The sequence below is a fragment of the Pantoea sp. RG18 genome (genome assembly GCF_025910075.1).
In the GTDB taxonomy this organism is placed as follows: Bacteria; Pseudomonadota; Gammaproteobacteria; order Enterobacterales; family Enterobacteriaceae; genus Pantoea; species Pantoea agglomerans.
The window spans coordinates 28,841-44,466 of the sequence record NZ_JAPCIL010000013.1; the positions used below are offsets into that span (position 1 = coordinate 28,841).

Consider the following 15,626-nt stretch of genomic DNA (forward strand, 5'->3'; position numbering starts at 1 on the left):
GCTGAAGCACTGGTATTGAATGCTGCAAAACGTCAGGAGAGAGATCATGAAAGGATTCGGCTGGCCGCTGTTTGCGGCTGCTCTGTGGATCGTCCTATGGCCTGCGCATAGCGCCCTTTGTCCGGTCTGGACTCCCACCCGGGCGACAGAAGAGATCCGTCGTCTGCAACAGCAGCTGCAGCACTGGGATGATGCTTACTATCGTCAGGGGCAGAGTCCGGTGGCTGATGCCGATTATGACAGTCTGCAGCAGCGACTGAATCACTGGCAGCACTGCTTTAACCCTCCACAGCCCGCTTACGCATCGCAACTGCCGGGTGAGGGTGAGCACCTGCATCCGGTCGCCCACACGGGCGTAAAAAAGATGCGCGACAAGCTGGCCCTGGCTTACTGGATGCAGGGGCGGCACGATCTCTGGGTGCAGCCGAAAGTGGATGGCATTGCCGTTTCCCTGGTTTATCGCCACGGCAGACTGGTTTCACTGTTGAGTCGTGGTGATGGATTACGCGGTGAAGAGTGGCTGGCTAAAGCCGCCTGGATCCCTGCGATTCCGCTGCAGATCGAGACCGGACTTGAAGAGGTTGTGCTGCAGGGTGAGCTGTTTTTGTCGATGACCGGTCATCAGCAGGCGGTTGATGGCGGCAGGAATGCGCGCTCACAGGTCGCTGGCGCCATGATGAGCAAGCAGCGGGTTCCTCTGCTGGATTCGCTCGATATTTTTATCTGGGCCTGGCCAGATGGCCCCGCCACGATGACGGAACGCCTTCAGCAACTCAGCCGCTGGGGACTGGGCGTTGCCGCAAAATGGAGCCACAGCGTTAAAGACGAAGAGGAGGTTGCAGCGTGGCGGGAGCGCTGGTTTCATGCTGAGCTGCCCTTTGTCACTGACGGTGTCGTCGTTCATCAGAGCCTGCGACCTGCGGGCAAAAACTGGTTGCCTGGAGAGGGAACATGGGCCGTTGCCTGGAAATATCAGCCTCCGGAAGTCAGCGCTGAAGTGCTCTCCGTCGATTTTCCAGTCGGCCGAACCGGGAAGATAGCCGCGGTACTTAATCTGCAGCCGGTACAGCTGGATGATAAGACGGTCAGGCGGGTCAATGTTGGATCGCTGCGTCGCTGGCAGGAGAGCGATATCGTGGCGGGAGATGTCATCACACTGAGTCTGGCAGGCCAGGGCATTCCCCGGCTGGAGCGGGTGATCTGGCGCGTGGCAGAGCGGCACTATCCTCAGCCTCCCGACGTGTCGCGCTACACGCCGCTGAGTTGTTACACCTTCAGCGCTGAATGCCAGAAGCAGCTACTGGCAAAATTACGCTGGCTCAGTCAGAAAACGGTACTGAATATTCCTGGCGTTGAGCGCAGCACCTGGCTGCACTTACTGGAAACCGGCAGTATGACGCACCTGTTCGGCTGGCTGACGTTAACACCGGAACAGATCGCCGCCGCAACGGGCCTCTCTCGGGAGCGGGCGGGTCAGCTCTGGCACCGTTTTAATCTCACCCGTCAGCAGCCGCTTCGTCGCTGGGTGGATGCCTTAGGTGTTTCACTGCCGCGGAAGGCCCTCAATGCGCTGCCCGATCAGCAGTGGGAGAGCTTAACGCAGCGGGATGTCAGGGACTGGCAAGTTTTACCGGGTGTCGGGGCGGCGCTGGCAAAGCGCCTGGTTACGCAGTTCCATGATGCCCGCCTGCAGACGCTGATCGCTTTTCTGAGACAGCAGGGAATTCCCGCAGCCTCAATGCTCGGGATGGGGATAGTTGAAAATCGGCAAACCAAGACGGAAGCGCAGCGCCAGTAAACGGGCGAAGAATCCGAACAACAGGGTAATGATAATCACCGCTTCATGCGCCAGTGTGGTTTTCAGCAGCAGGATATACATCCAGCCAGAGGCGAAAGCGATACCGGCGTAGAGTTCCTTCTGAAACACCAGCGGAATGCGATTACAGAACATGTCACGCAGTACGCCGCCAAAGACGCCGGTAATGACCGCTCTTATCGCGGCAATAATCATGGCGTGTCCTGAATCGAGCGCAACCTGCGCGCCGATAATAGAAAAGACCACCAGTCCTAACGCATCGAGCACCAGAAACACTTTGCGCAGATGCGTCATCAGGGGTGCCAGGAAAGTGGTCACTACCGCCGCCGCTGCAACAATCATGATGTATTCGGGATGTTTCACCCAGCCCAGCGGATAGTGACCCAGCAGGATGTCGCGCACCGAACCGCCACCAATGGCGGTCACGGACGCGATAATGATGACACCGAACAGATCCATTTTGCGACGCCCCGCCGCCAGCGCACCCGTCATGGCTTCAGCAGTAATACCAATAATGTAGAGAACGGTCAGTAACATAGCAGACTCCAGTAAGACGGCGGCAAGACTACGGCATTGCTTGAGAGACGGCGCCGAAGATTTTCTGGCGATCGGCGTCCGGGATGAGCGCAGTTTATATCAGCCAGCGCTGGCGTCATCATAGAAAGACTTTTTTGCGAAGGGCCTGTGGCAGGTGATTGAAAAAGTTGAGAGGAAACAACGTACAGAGGGTTTGCGCGTTCCGGTGTGGGGTTTTCCCACTCAGGGCGGGCGGTAAACTGACGACGATCGCCAGATAGCCGCTGGTCGAAAACCATTTATACAGGAGATAAAAAAGGGCTGGATGTTGCGGGAAAAGAAGCGATCAGGTAAATATTGCGACAGACTAAATAAAAAGAAAAGGCGTGCTGGTTAACAGCACGCCAACGCATCGTTTCGGATGCTCAGAGCCCACCATACAGACTTATTTTATTATTTGTTTCTTGCACGAATTTTAGAAAATGCATTCAGGCTAAAACGGTATTCCGGCTGGAACCATGAACGACCGTAGTAGCAGTAAATCAGCATACGAATGGATGCCATCGCCAGGTAACCCCAGATCGCACACAATACTGAAGGGGTCAGCCAGACGGTAAATAAGGTGACGGCAAGTCCGGCTAATACCGAGGAGGTTTCAGCAAAAGCGATACGGGTATATTGTTTTTCGCGCTGTAATATCGCACGGTAATGCTGACCCTGTGGGATGATAATAAACACCACTGAGACCATCTGCAGCATTAATGCCAGTTCAGGTTGATCAAAAAGGCTGGTCAGCAGGTGGCTGCCAGTAAATAACAGACCAAACACCGCGACCCCCATCAACATATTACCCCAGTAGATCGTGGAGAGGTCATTGATAGAGAGAATCGAGCGGCGGATCAGCGTATTTGAGAAGCCCCGATCGGCCAGAGTATCGATAGCCAGTAAAGCTATCACGGCGATCGCCAGCAGATTGAGCTCATTCGCCTGCAGAATCTGCGCCAGCAACGAGAGTTGTAATACGCCGATGCCAATAATTTTGATTGAAGAGAGCAGAGACCATTTTGCGCCATTCAGACTGCTTTCACGTATTGCCATAATATACTCGTTAGAGTCCATCGACTCTGTGAGAATTAAATAGTTGTGTAACGGCAAGGAGAGGTTGCTGTAACACCGTTAGTTAGTGCAATTTTTCCGGCCGAAGTCCTGAAAACGCTTTACAGGCTTGCCATGTTATTATGGGTTCAATCAAATGATGCCTGGATAAAAAAGATATCCCTGGTGAAATCGCTGTTTCGTGTCATGGCGGAATTCCCTTCAGCGAATAAGAATTCCGCCAGATCACGAATAAATCCTGTTGTAGTTTTATATTCTCCTGCCAGCATCCTTGCGGCAATCTCAACGCATTCTTTTTCTGATAACAAAGGATACGTTGAGCGGTCCATGACTTTTTTCCTGCTTTATCATTATGGGTATTGCTGTGTGTGGAATGATTTATACATTGTTTTATTTAATTTAACACCATAAGAAAAGTCTGATTACGCGACCGCAGAAATAAATGGTTTCACTTTATGCATGATAAATATTAAATCCCCAGCAGATTGCTAATAAACGATTGTTAATGATTAATGTATGGGTCAGTCAGAAATTGTTTGTGCGGCAAACCAGGAGGCCCGAAATCAGAGGGGGTCGCCTGCCTTTCAGAGGATTTTGCCAGGATTTTTCCTGGCAGCGATGCTTAAGCAGGGGTGGTGATAAATGCGTAAGGATGATGAGTAATCAGATAAGCGCTTTATGCTTTATCGTCGAAAGTTTTTCTATTTTTTTTCATTAACGGCCAGTGATAAATGCAGAGAAAAAGGCGCGCTAAGTCATTGATTTATTGTGTAAGAAGCTGGTTGAGTTTCTCAAGATCGTTGCTAACCCATTCAATATCCTGCTTAAATTTCTCATCTGAAGTAAATGGCTGGCGATAAACCGTTACCATCACCTCGGCGCCCTGTTCGTTTGATATCACGCGCATCGGTACGTAGATCTCCTTTCCCGAGCCGCTATCAATCCAGTGATCCATTACCCCAAACGGATTATGTGGCGAGAACCGGATCTTCACATTGCCCTGGGGGCCTTTAGCACGCCAGCGATTGCCATCGGGTTCTAACGCACTGTGCGTCAGCCCGGAAGCCCACTTTGGGAAAAACTCTGGCTTCCAGATGGTTTCATAAAGATCTAACCAGTGACGTGGAATCGTCAGGCTCAGAGTGCGAGAGGAGAGCATGTAACCTCCGGTGAATAAGCTAAAAAGGCATTAAAGCATGGGGTCAGGCTTGTTAAAACGTTGTAACAGCAGAAGTGTGGTGTTGAAAGGGTTTCGTACAAATGGCAGACAACGGATGATGCTGTCTGCCACTGACTCAGATGAAATTGCCGCGCGCAGAAACCACATGATCTTCGCTATGGCCGTTAGCGTGCCGCAGAACAAAGCCGTCCGACTGCGCCATCACGGCACAACTGTGATTAGGGAAAATACGCAGCAGCGTGCCGACTTCAGGGCGGCGATCCTGATAAAGCAGAAAACCGTGCTCCTCAGATAATTTTGTCACTTCATAAGTCTGACCCGCTTCGTCGGCTGCCACACCAAAGCCGCTGGCATTGGTGCCGTGTGGCCCTTTATCCGAACTCAGCATTTTTGACCCGGCATCCACAATCGCGAAATGATCGTTCACCGCCACGACACGGGTAATGACGCTCATTGCCAGCTGATCGACGTGACTTAATCCGAGACGGCAGGCGGTAAGGTCCAGTAGTGCATAGTTTCCTGGCCGGATTTCATTAATGCAGGGTGCAATCTCTGCTGCCAGCGCCGTAGGCGTTGAACCTACAGAGAGAGGGCAGTCGGTAAAACCAGCCGCCTGCAGTTTTGCCTGTACTCGCTGCATCAATGCCGTTTCCTGCCGGGCGACATCCGCAATGGCCGCGGCATTCCCGGCACCATAAGCGTGGCCAGCATGTGACACTAATCCGGCAAAGCGTAACCCTTTGTCCTGCAGCGCCTGAGCAATCAGCACCGCTTCATCTGTATCAGGATTGACACCTATCCGATGTAATCCAACATCAACCTTAATCGCTACCGCCAGGTCGCATTCCGGTTGCTGCTGGCAGGCATCAGCAATAGCCGCCACGCCCTGCAGTCTGTCCGCAATCAGGGTGAGCTTTGCCTGATGAAGCACGGCGTGGCGCAGCAATTCAGCCACGCTTTGCGGTTGCACAATCGGGTAGGCTAATAGCAGATCACGAACACCGCCCTGAATAAAGCTGATGCCTTCGCTGGGCTTAGAGACGGTAACACCCTGTGCACCGGACGCGATCTGACGCTGCGCAATCCAGACGCTTTTATGCGTTTTGATATGGGGTCGCAACGCGACGCCTGCCGCACTGGCTTTGCGCTGCATATGCTGCAGGTTCTGCTCCAGGCGCTCTGCATCCACTTCAATATAGGGCGTAAGGCGATCATCAATCAGCGGACGCTGCCACTGCTGTGTATCGTTGATATCCATAAGATTGTCCGGCATTGACGAGGTAAGGGGATTCATCATTCCTTAATTATCTCTTTGATACCAGCCTGCCGGAAGCAAACAGGTGTGCTGAACAGCAGAAACTGTAGAGGTAGCTATAACGGCAGAGGCAGTATGAGAGCACAGCAAACGGGGATGAGAGAGTGGACGTAAAGCAGATGTCGTTCAGCGGATTAAAACAACAAAGCAGGCACGAGGCCTGCTTTATCAGTTAACTCAGACGTAGAGCGACTTTTCACCCGGTGGCCGGGTTTTGAAGCGACGATGCAGCCAAAGATACTGTTCGGGTGCGCGAAGGATCTGATTTTCGATCACTTTGTTCATATAAGCAGCAGCAGCAGCCTCGTCCGTATGAGGATAATTTTCCAGCATCGGTTCGATGATCAAATGGTAGCCATCATTTCCTGGATTACGAATCAGCATAATTGGCACCATCGCTGGCTTCGCCAGACGCGACAGAACAAAAGTCCCGTTAGTCGTGGCGGCTTTTTCCACCGCAAACAGCGGCGCAAAGGTGCTGCCTTTAGGGCCGTAATCCTGGTCAGGCGCAAACCAGACCGATTCACCCTGTTTCAGGGCATTAACCATACCGCGTAGATCACGACGGTCGATCATCGCTTTATTTGAGCGCATCCGGCCTTTAGTCTGCACATACTCCATCGCCTGGTTATTGTGTGGGCGATACATCGCCATCATTGGCTGACAGAGTCCGCTGATGCGGCCGCCCAACTCCAGTGACATGAAATGCACACCAATCAGCATCACGCCTCGCTTTTCTTTCTGCGCGGCATGCAGGTTTTCCATTCCCGACACTTTAAACAGACGTCTTACCGCACGGTCAGACCAGAACCAGGCAATACCGGTTTCAGCCAGCGCCATCCCAAGCGACGCGAAATTGCCGGCAATCATATGTTCTGTTTTTTCTTCGCTGATGCCCGGAAAGCAGAGTTCGATGTTACGACGGGTAATACGCTCGCGGCGCTGCAGGAAATGGCGAGAGATTTTGCCGGCACCGGCACCGAGACGCATAAGAACAGGATAGGGGAGCTGGACCAGCAGCCAGAGTACGCCAAGGCCAAACCAGGTAAACCAATAACGCGGATGCAGCAGCGAACTGCTAAATTTTCCGGTGTTTTTCATTAACAACCTTCATGGGATAGAGGGATGCATCGCACAAAGAGCACTTCCATGAGTCTTAAGGCGGTACAGCTGTACTGATTTCGACCAACATTTTATCAAAAAGTGCCTTCAAAGAAAGGGAAACTCCGGCATCTACAGGATTGACCTGTTTCATGGAGAAGCGTTAATACCGGCTATAAAAGTACATTAACCCGATAAAATCATTATTTTTCAAATAATTAATCTAAGCCTGGAAGAAGCTTTAATTGTAAGCGAGGCCGTTTCAGGAACAGTCTGGAAATGATTATTTATTTATCTTTACCTGATTCTGATGCTGGCCGCGCTGAAAAAGCGATCAATTCGCGGAAGGAGCTAACTCTTTAAGTGCTGACAGCGCCTGAGAGGGGAACAAAGCGCTACTGCGAGCGCTTTGTTGAGTGGAAATTACTCGATATTCTGAATCTGCTCGCGCATCTGCTCAATCAGCACCTTCAGTTCAATAGCTGACGTAGTGATTTCGGCGTTGATCGACTTCGAAGCCAGCGTGTTCGACTCACGATTGAACTCCTGCATCATAAAGTCGAGACGGCGGCCAACTGCTTCTTTCTTTTTCAGGATGTTGTAAGTCTCTTTAACGTGCGCATCCAGACGATCCAGCTCTTCAGAAACGTCAACACGCTGCGCCATCATCACCAGTTCCTGCTCAAGGCGATTGTTTTCCAGCTGGACTTCAGCATCTTCCAGTTTGGCGACCAGCCGCTCACGCTGCCATTTGATCACCTCAGGCATCTGCGCACGCACTTTGCTGACTTCCTGCGAGACGCCTTCCAGACGCTGCTCAATCATCGCTTTCAGGGCGGTACCTTCGCTTTCGCGTGCCGCAATAAAGTCATCAAGCGCACCATCCAGTGCCTGCAACAACTGGGTGTTGATGGCATCCAGATCCTGTTCCTGCGCAGACATCACACCTGGCCAGCGCAGAATATCCAGCGGATTAATTGCGCCTTCGTCGCTCTGCATTTTTACCCAGTTGGCAGCCTGCACCAGCTGTTTCGCCAGCGTTTCGTTGAGCATCAGTTCGCCCTGCGCGCTGGGATCGGCATCATAACGAAGGTTGCACTCAATTTTACCGCGCGTCAGACGCTGGCGAATGCGCTCGCGGATAACCGGCTCCAGCCCACGAAACTGTTCCGGCAGGCGGATGTAGGTTTCCAGATAACGCTGGTTCACGGAACGCAGCTCCCAGGCGGCGCTGCCCCATTCGCCTTTGGCTTCGCTGCGGGCATAAGCGGTCATACTGCGGATCATAAGCGGTACTCATTTGCGGAAAGATGGGTGAAGTATAGCGAGGCGAGCCACGGCATAACAGGCATAAGCGTCGCACAGGAAAATAACGAACCATTTCCGCTTTCAGCGACAGCCACTTATGATGGCCGTTGACCCTTTGTGAGGATGACTGATCTATGTCTCGCGTTATTGCCCTTCCTGTTGTGATGGCTCTGCTGCTGGCAGGTTGCCAGGCACGCCACTCGCCGCCCACTAAACCGCAACCCATCTGTGCGGGTGGCGACATGATGATGCAGACCACGTTGTGGTTTGGACTGAGCAAGCCTGATGGCGGCAGGGTGAGTTCACTCGACTGGATGAACTTCGTGGATAATGAGGTCACGCCACGGTTTAAAGCGGGCCTGTCGGTCTATGATGCCAAAGGGCAATGGCTGGGCGAGAACGGTCAGCTGGCACGGGAGAACAGTAAGGCGTTGATGCTGATCCACGGGATCGACCCCGCCACCAACGTTGATATTGAGGCGTTACGCAGCCTCTATAAAAAACGGTTTGGTCAGGAGTCGGTTATGCGGGTGGATGCACCCGTCTGCGTCGGATTCTAAGGCGAAAGCGGGCGGCAGAACTGCCGCCCGTTGAATAATCAGATAAACAGACCAGCAAAGGCTGCGGAGAGCAGACTGACCAGCGTGGAGCCATAGACCAGCTTCCAGCCAAAACGGGAAACCACATTTCCCTGTTTCTCATTCAGTCCTTTTATTGCACCCGCCACAATGCCGATAGAGGCAAAGTTAGCGAACGAGACCAGGAACACCGACAGAATACCCAGCCCACGCGCACTCATGCCCGCCGCGACTTTCTGCAGTTCAATCATCGCCACAAACTCATTCGCCACCAGTTTGGTTGCCATGATGCTGGCCGCCTGCAGGGCATCGGCTTTGGGAATGCCAATCAGCCAGGCCAGAGGATAGAACAGGTAGCCGAGCAGTTGCTGGAAGCTGTAGCCGAACACCGCCGCAAACAGCGCGTTGACGGCAGCAATCAGGGCAATAAAGCCAATCAGCATGGCCAGAATAATCATCGCGACTTTGAAGCCTGCCAGGATGTACTCACCCAGCATCTCAAAGAAGCTCTGCTCTTCATGCAGTTTATCCAGCGCGATAGGCTGCTCATCCTGGCTTTTCATCGGGTTGATGATCGACAGGATAATAAAGGTGCTGAACATGTTAAGCAGCAGTGCCGCAACCACATACTTCGGTTCGATCATCGACATATAAGCACCGACAATCGACAGCGAAACGGTAGACATCGCGGTCGCCGCCATGGTGTAGAGCCGGCGTGGCGGGATATCACCCAGAATCCCTTTATAAGCGATGAAGTTTTCCGACTGCCCAAGAATCAGCGTGCTGACGGCGTTGAACGACTCCAGCTTGCCCATGCCGTTAATCTTCGACAGCAGCGTCCCGAAAATACGGATCAGCAGCGGCAGGATGCGCCAGTGCTGCAATATGCCGATCAGTGCCGAAATAAAGACAATCGGGCAGAGCACGCCAAGGAAGATAAATGCCAGCCCCTGTTTGCTCATTCCGCCAAACACGAACTCCGTGCCCTGTGCGGCAAAACCCAGCAGCGTTTCAAAGAAACCGGCGAACGAACCGACCAGCGCCAGACCCCCGGCAGAGTGAAGGAAGAACCAACCCAGCGCGGCTTCCACCACAATCAGTTGAACAATAAAGCGCAGACGAATCTGTTTACGGTCATGACTGACCAGCAGCGCAAGGGCAAAAATCACCACCAGCGCCAGCAGGAAATGAAGAATGGCGGCCATATGTCTTTTTTATCAGAGAGAAAGGAACGCGCATTTAGCCACAGCTGGCGGGGAATTTCATCTGATGCCTGCGTCAGACCAGCGTAAGAGACAGCGGACAAGGAAGTCCGTATAATGCGCAGCCAATCATTAGCAAGCCGGAGAATACCCATGCGTCCAGCAGGCCGTAGCGCACAACAGGTGCGTCCAGTCACATTGACCCGCAATTACACCAAACACGCAGAGGGTTCCGTTCTGGTGGAATTCGGCGAAACGAAAGTGCTTTGCACTGCCTCGGTAGACGAAGGGGTTCCGCGTTTCCTCAAAGGCCAGGGCCAGGGTTGGGTAACGGCCGAATATGGCATGCTGCCGCGTTCGACGCACAGCCGTATGGCGCGTGAAGCCGCAAAAGGCAAGCAGGGCGGCCGTACGCTGGAGATTCAGCGTCTGATCGCCCGTTCACTGCGCGCCGCGGTTGATCTTAAAGCGCTGGGTGAATTTACTATTACGCTCGACTGTGACGTAATTCAGGCTGATGGCGGCACTCGCACCGCATCAATCACCGGAGCCTGTGTGGCGCTGGCTGATGCGCTGAACAAGCTGGTGGCCAGCGGCAAACTGAAAGCGAACCCGATGAAGGGCATGGTCGCGGCGATTTCAGTGGGCATCGTCAAAGGCGAAGCGCTGTGCGATCTGGAGTATGTTGAAGACTCAGCCGCAGAAACCGACATGAACGTCGTGATGCTGGAAGATGGCCGCATGATCGAGGTGCAGGGCACTGCCGAAGGCGAACCGTTCAGCCATGAAGAGTTGTTAACGCTACTGGCGCTGGCTCGGGGCGGAATTGAGGAATTAATTCAGGCGCAGAAAGCAGCGCTGGAAAATTGATGTAACAGGCGACCTCAGAGTCGCCTTTTCTTTATTTGAGGAGTGAGAAATGAAAGCCTGGCAGCGTCAGTTTATTGAATTTGCCCTGAACAAGCAGGTGCTGAAGTTCGGTGAGTTCACTTTGAAGTCCGGGCGTAAAAGCCCCTATTTCTTTAATGCTGGTCTGTTTAACAGCGGACGGGATTTAGCGCTGCTGGGACGCTTCTACGCGCAGGCGCTGGTGGATGGCGCTGTTGAGTTTGATCTGCTGTTCGGCCCGGCCTATAAAGGCATTCCGATTGCCACCACCACGGCGGTGGCGCTGGCGGATCATCATGACCGCGATGTGCCTTACTGCTTTAACCGTAAAGAAGCGAAAGATCACGGCGAAGGTGGCCTGCTGGTTGGCAGTCCGCTGCAGGGCAAAGTGATGCTGGTGGACGATGTGATCACCGCAGGCACCGCAATTCGTGAGTCGATGGATATTATCGGTGCGCACAACGCCACTCTGGCAGGCGTGCTGGTCTCGCTTGATCGTCAGGAGCGTGGACGCGGAGAAATGTCGGCGATTCAGGAAGTGGAACGTGATTACGGCTGCAAAGTGACCGCAATTATTACGCTGGCAGACCTGATTGCCTGGCTGGAAGAGAAGCCTGAGATGGCCGATCATCTGGCTCAGGTACGTGCCTATCAGAAAGCGTACGGGATTTAACAGAGGCGGGCGCAATGCCCGCCTTCTTTTACGCTTTACGCCAGCTGCGCGGCAATCAGCGGCCAGCGAGCCTCAAAGTCTGCGGTAGGACTGAAACGAAACTCAGAACGGACATACCGTGACAGTAAACCCTCACAGAATGCCAGCAACTGACTTGCCAGCAGCGCCTCATCAGCCTGAAAGGCTTCGCCCTCGCGCATTTTCCGTTCCCGCATCACCTGTCGCAGCTGCACTTCAATCCGCTCAAACAGCTGATTGATGCGTCCCTGCAGTCGGTCCTGCTCAAACATCAATGCATGGCCGGTCAGAATGCGCGTCAGTCCCGGATTACGCTCACCAAATCCCAGAATCAGTTGCACGATCAGACGCAGACGCGTCATGGTCTCTTTTTCATCCTTGAGGATCAGATTGATGCGGGTAATCAGACTGTCTTCGATAAACTCAATCAGGCTATCGAACATTCGTGTTTTACTCGGGAAGTGACGATACAGCGCCGCTTCGGAAACGCCCACCGTGGCTGCCAGTTTGGCTGTGGTAATGCGCTGACTGCCATCACCCGACTCCAGCATCTGCGCCAGCGCCTGCAAAATCTCTTCGCGACGATTCCGCTTCGCGACTTTTTTTTCTGCCATGACCTTAAAGACCCCTGAAATTCACCTAAAAACAGGCAACACCTACGCATCTGCCACAGGAACGCGTCCTGTGGCGATGAGGAAAAAATAACGGGCGTAAGTGAAAGTCGGTAATGCGGGTTACTGGCGACCGGAGTGGCCGAAGCCGCCTTCGCCGCGCAGGCTGGCGTCGAAATCTTCGACCAGGTTAAATTCCGCCTGCACCACCGGTACAAAGACCAGTTGTGCCATGCGATCGCCGGGTTGCAGCGAGAAGCTTTCCTGGCCGCGATTCCAGACCGAGACCATCAGCTGTCCCTGATAGTCGGAGTCAATCAGACCCACCAGGTTGCCCAGCACGATGCCATGTTTATGGCCAAGGCCTGAGCGCGGCAGGATCACAGCGGCCAGATCGGGGTCGGCAATATGAATTGCCAGGCCGGTCGGAACCAGCGTTGTGGTGCCTGGTGCGATGTCGAGAACATCATCAATGCAGGCGCGTAAATCTAACCCAGCGGAACCTGAAGTCGCGTAGGTCGGCAGTGGAAACTCTTTGCCGACGCGCGGATCCAGGATTTTAACGTCTATTTTTTTCATCATAACGGCTGACAATCTCGTCTATTAATTGTTGGCCAAGGAGAGACTTATCGCTGAGCGGTAAGCGTTTTTCTCCATCCTGCCAAAAAAGGTGAAGAGCATTGGTGTCGCTATTAAACCCCTGTCCGGCTTTAGCGACGTCGTTAGCGCAGATCAGATCCAGATTCTTGCGCACCCGTTTTTGCCGGGCGTATTCTTCCACATTCTGTGTTTCAGCAGCAAATCCAACGACGAATGGCCGGTTTTCCTGAAGTGCAGCGACGCCGGCAACAATATCGGGATTCTTTACCAGGTTCAGCGTGACGTTATCATCGCCGCCCTGTTTCTTGATTTTATCGGCCGCAATATCGGCTGCCCGGTAGTCTGCCACGGCTGCGCTTGCAATGAAAATATGTTGTTTATCTATCTCACTCATGACGGCGGCCTGCATATCCAGCGCGCTGGTCACATCAATTCGCCGCACACCCGCTGGCGCAGACAGGGTGACCGGGCCGCTGACCAGCGTGACCTGTGCACCGCGTCTGGCGGCGGCGTCGGCAATAGCAAAGCCCATTTTGCCGGAGCTGTGGTTAGTGATGTAGCGCACCGGGTCCAGCGCCTCACGGGTAGGGCCGGCGGTAATCATAATGTTGAGATGTTGCAGATCGTTGACGGGCGTAGCCCACTGCACCGCATGGTCAACAATCACCAGCGGGTCGAGCATCCGGCCCGGCCCGACATCGCCGCAGGCCTGGCTGCCGCTGTCCGGTCCCCAAATCAGCACGCCACGCGCCTGCAGGCTCTGCAGGTTATGCTGGGTCACCGCCGCACGATACATCTGCTGATTCATAGCGGGCACCACTGCCACGGGTGAGGCCGTCGCTAACACGGCGGTCGTCACCAGATCGTTTGCCATACCGGCAGTAATACGGGCAATCAGGTCAGCAGTGGCCGGTGCCAGCACAATAAGGTCGGCCCATTTTGCCAGTTCAATATGACCCATCGCTGCCTCCGCTGCCGGATCAAGCAGATCGTCAAATACCGGATAGCCGGAGACAGCCTGCAGGCTGAGCGGAGTAATAAATGCTTTCGCACCCTCTGTCATCATCACGCGGACATCAGCACCGCGATCGCGCAGGCGGCGCACCAGCTCAGGTGCTTTATAAGCAGCAATACCGCCGCTCACGCCAAGAAGAATTTTTTTGCCGGCTAATCCCATCATGATGTTGGCCTCACTAAGCTCTCTGCCGCTCGCGGCGGCGAATGCACGGACTTTATCACAAAAGCGCGGATGCGCCTTTTCACTGACTGCGTTTGCGAGCCGTCTCGTAGATTGCAGCTTCACTGATAGCTGCACTCTTCATGATGGGCCATGCTGAGGCTCATCTCAGGGAGAGCGGACATGAAAATAAAGGGACCACGGGAAAAACTCCGGAAGCTGGGTGCGCATGCCCTCAGCGATACCGAACTACTGGCCATTTTTCTCCGTACCGGATCGCCTGGACAGAACGTCCTGGAGCTGGCCGGACAGATGCTGGACGGTTTTGGCTCGCTTTATCAGCTCATGACGTCAGACAAAGCGGCATTCGGTGAAATCAAAGGGGTCGGCGATGCCAAGCTGGCACAACTTCATGCGATTGCCGAACTGGCGAAGCGTTTTTTCGCCAGTAAGCTGGCCCGCGAAAGCGCAATGGAAAATCCACAAATCACGCGCCAGTATCTGCAAAGTCTGTTAGCCCATCAGGAGCGTGAGATCTTTATGGCACTGTTTCTGGATAATCAGCATCGGGTGCTACGGGCACAAAATATGTTCTCTGGTTCCATTAACAGCGTGGAAGTTCACCCCCGCGAGATTGTCCGGGAAGCGCTGAAGCTCAATGCTGCCGCTCTGATACTGGCGCATAATCACCCGTCGGGCATGGCGGAGCCGAGCCGTGCAGACCGTGAAGTGACCCATAAAGTCAGCGAAGCCTGCCAGCTACTCGACATCCGTCTGCTCGATCATCTGGTGATTGGGCATGGCGAATATGTCTCCTTTGCCGAGCGGGGATGGCTCTGACAGGGGGGAATTTCACGCCAGGTGGCGGCTTTTTGCCCGATCATTCGGGATCTTTATCTGTTCGGGACTTGAGCACTTGGGCTGAGCGGCGTATACTACGCCACCTTTGAGAATCTCGGGTTTGGCGGTTAGGCCAGCTTAGCGGGTTCCATGGAATTCGCCTGGCGGGCTGCAAGCCTGACGAGGCGGCCCAAACCTAATTTTTAAAGCTCGAGCTGATTTGATTTTTGGAGATATTGACATGTCACGAGTCTGCCAGGTAACTGGAAAGCGTCCGGTGACGGGTAACAACCGTTCCCACGCAATGAACGCGACGAAACGCCGTTTCCTTCCGAACCTGCACTCACACCGTTTTTGGGTTGAGAGCGAGAAGCGCTTCGTTACTCTGCGTGTATCTGTTAAAGGTATGCGTATTATTGATAAAAAGGGCATTGATACGGTGTTAGCCGATATGCGTGCCCGTGGTGAGAAGTACTAAGGTACTAAGGAACTGAATCATGGCTAAAGGTATTCGTGAGAAGATCAAGCTGGTTTCCTCTGCTGGTACAGGTCACTTCTATACCACCACGAAGAACAAACGTACTAAACCAGAGAAGCTGGAACTGAAAAAGTTCGATCCGGTTGTACGTCAGCATGTGCTCTACAAAGAAGCTAAAATTAAGTAATTTTAGTGTTCTGCTAAAAACC

The 15,626-nt window shown here is 53.5% G+C and carries 18 protein-coding genes; 7 read left to right on the plus strand and 11 right to left on the minus strand.

The window, feature by feature from the left end:
• The first annotated feature begins 46 nt into the window (after positions 1-46).
• Positions 47-1,798 (plus strand): NAD-dependent DNA ligase LigB, encoded by a 1,752-nt coding sequence (gene ligB / locus OK409_RS14520; protein ID WP_264367178.1) that lies wholly within the window; start codon positions 47-49, stop codon positions 1,796-1,798.
• Here ligB and OK409_RS14525 read toward each other — a convergent pair.
• The 7 genes from OK409_RS14525 to OK409_RS14555 all read right to left on the minus strand — a co-directional run bounded on the left by OK409_RS14525 (position 1,736) and on the right by OK409_RS14555 (position 8,331).
• Positions 1,736-2,353, minus strand: a complete 618-nt coding sequence (locus tag OK409_RS14525) for a trimeric intracellular cation channel family protein (RefSeq protein ID WP_264367179.1) — start codon at positions 2,351-2,353, stop codon at positions 1,736-1,738. The two genes, ligB and OK409_RS14525, sit on opposite strands and share 63 nt — an antisense overlap.
• A 432-nt stretch (positions 2,354-2,785) precedes the next feature.
• On the minus strand, positions 2,786-3,430 hold the full coding sequence (locus OK409_RS14530; RefSeq protein ID WP_010258395.1) for an oligosaccharide flippase family protein: 645 nt from the start codon (positions 3,428-3,430) through the stop codon (positions 2,786-2,788).
• 146 nt (positions 3,431-3,576) lie between these two features.
• Entirely contained in the window at positions 3,577-3,777 is a 201-nt protein-coding gene (locus tag OK409_RS14535; RefSeq protein WP_010258393.1) for a hypothetical protein, read from the minus strand.
• A 434-nt stretch (positions 3,778-4,211) separates the two neighbouring features.
• A complete protein-coding gene (locus OK409_RS14540; protein WP_122889940.1) occupies positions 4,212-4,607 on the minus strand; it encodes a polyketide cyclase in 396 nt (131 codons plus the stop codon).
• Between the two features lie 136 nt (positions 4,608-4,743).
• Positions 4,744-5,886, minus strand: coding sequence for an alanine racemase (locus OK409_RS14545; protein ID WP_061902121.1), 1,143 nt, complete (start codon positions 5,884-5,886; stop codon positions 4,744-4,746).
• A gap of 234 nt (positions 5,887-6,120) precedes the next feature.
• Entirely contained in the window at positions 6,121-7,044 is a 924-nt protein-coding gene (gene lpxP / locus OK409_RS14550) for a kdo(2)-lipid IV(A) palmitoleoyltransferase (protein WP_022624898.1), read from the minus strand.
• Between the two features lie 423 nt (positions 7,045-7,467).
• Positions 7,468-8,331: a YicC/YloC family endoribonuclease gene (locus OK409_RS14555; RefSeq protein WP_010258384.1), complete on the minus strand. Its 864-nt coding sequence runs from the start codon at positions 8,329-8,331 to the stop codon at positions 7,468-7,470.
• 155 nt (positions 8,332-8,486) lie between these two features.
• Here OK409_RS14555 and OK409_RS14560 point away from each other — a divergent pair, with 155 nt between their 5' ends.
• A complete protein-coding gene (locus OK409_RS14560) occupies positions 8,487-8,912 on the plus strand; it encodes a DUF3574 domain-containing protein (RefSeq protein ID WP_010672099.1) in 426 nt (141 codons plus the stop codon).
• Positions 8,913-8,950: 38 nt separating this feature from the next.
• On the opposite strand, the gene OK409_RS14565 is transcribed toward OK409_RS14560, so the two are convergent.
• The gene (locus OK409_RS14565) at positions 8,951-10,135 is read right to left on the minus strand and encodes a NupC/NupG family nucleoside CNT transporter (RefSeq protein ID WP_010672098.1); all 1,185 of its coding nucleotides are present in this window, start codon (positions 10,133-10,135) and stop codon (positions 8,951-8,953) included.
• A gap of 150 nt (positions 10,136-10,285) precedes the next feature.
• Here OK409_RS14565 and rph point away from each other — a divergent pair, with 150 nt between their 5' ends.
• Together rph and pyrE are read left to right on the plus strand one after the other, a co-directional pair.
• Positions 10,286-11,002, plus strand: a complete 717-nt coding sequence (gene rph / locus OK409_RS14570; RefSeq protein WP_010258378.1) for a ribonuclease PH — start codon at positions 10,286-10,288, stop codon at positions 11,000-11,002.
• Between the two features lie 49 nt (positions 11,003-11,051).
• Positions 11,052-11,693 carry an orotate phosphoribosyltransferase gene (pyrE, locus tag OK409_RS14575; RefSeq protein WP_010672097.1) on the plus strand — a complete coding sequence of 214 codons (642 nt, stop codon included), beginning with the start codon at positions 11,052-11,054 and terminating at the stop codon, positions 11,691-11,693.
• A gap of 35 nt (positions 11,694-11,728) precedes the next feature.
• Here the strand turns inward: pyrE and slmA are convergent, their stop codons facing one another.
• The 3 genes from slmA to coaBC all read right to left on the minus strand — a co-directional run bounded on the left by slmA (position 11,729) and on the right by coaBC (position 14,102).
• Entirely contained in the window at positions 11,729-12,325 is a 597-nt protein-coding gene (gene slmA, locus OK409_RS14580; RefSeq protein WP_010258372.1) for a nucleoid occlusion factor SlmA, read from the minus strand.
• 120 nt (positions 12,326-12,445) lie between these two features.
• Positions 12,446-12,904: a dUTP diphosphatase gene (gene dut, locus OK409_RS14585; protein ID WP_022624903.1), complete on the minus strand. Its 459-nt coding sequence runs from the start codon at positions 12,902-12,904 to the stop codon at positions 12,446-12,448.
• The gene (coaBC, locus tag OK409_RS14590; RefSeq protein WP_182500989.1) at positions 12,882-14,102 is read right to left on the minus strand and encodes a bifunctional phosphopantothenoylcysteine decarboxylase/phosphopantothenate--cysteine ligase CoaBC; all 1,221 of its coding nucleotides are present in this window, start codon (positions 14,100-14,102) and stop codon (positions 12,882-12,884) included. The genes dut and coaBC overlap by 23 nt, the downstream gene beginning before the upstream one ends.
• 180 nt (positions 14,103-14,282) lie before the next feature.
• On the opposite strand from coaBC, the gene radC reads away from it, so the two are divergent.
• The 3 genes from radC to rpmG all read left to right on the plus strand — a co-directional run bounded on the left by radC (position 14,283) and on the right by rpmG (position 15,604).
• Positions 14,283-14,939 (plus strand): RadC family protein, encoded by a 657-nt coding sequence (gene radC, locus OK409_RS14595; protein WP_010258361.1) that lies wholly within the window; start codon positions 14,283-14,285, stop codon positions 14,937-14,939.
• Between the two features lie 241 nt (positions 14,940-15,180).
• Positions 15,181-15,417, plus strand: coding sequence for a 50S ribosomal protein L28 (gene rpmB, locus OK409_RS14600; RefSeq protein ID WP_006121249.1), 237 nt, complete (start codon positions 15,181-15,183; stop codon positions 15,415-15,417).
• Positions 15,418-15,436: 19 nt separating this feature from the next.
• A complete protein-coding gene (gene rpmG / locus OK409_RS14605; RefSeq protein WP_003024094.1) occupies positions 15,437-15,604 on the plus strand; it encodes a 50S ribosomal protein L33 in 168 nt (55 codons plus the stop codon).
• Positions 15,605-15,626: the final 22 nt, after the last annotated feature.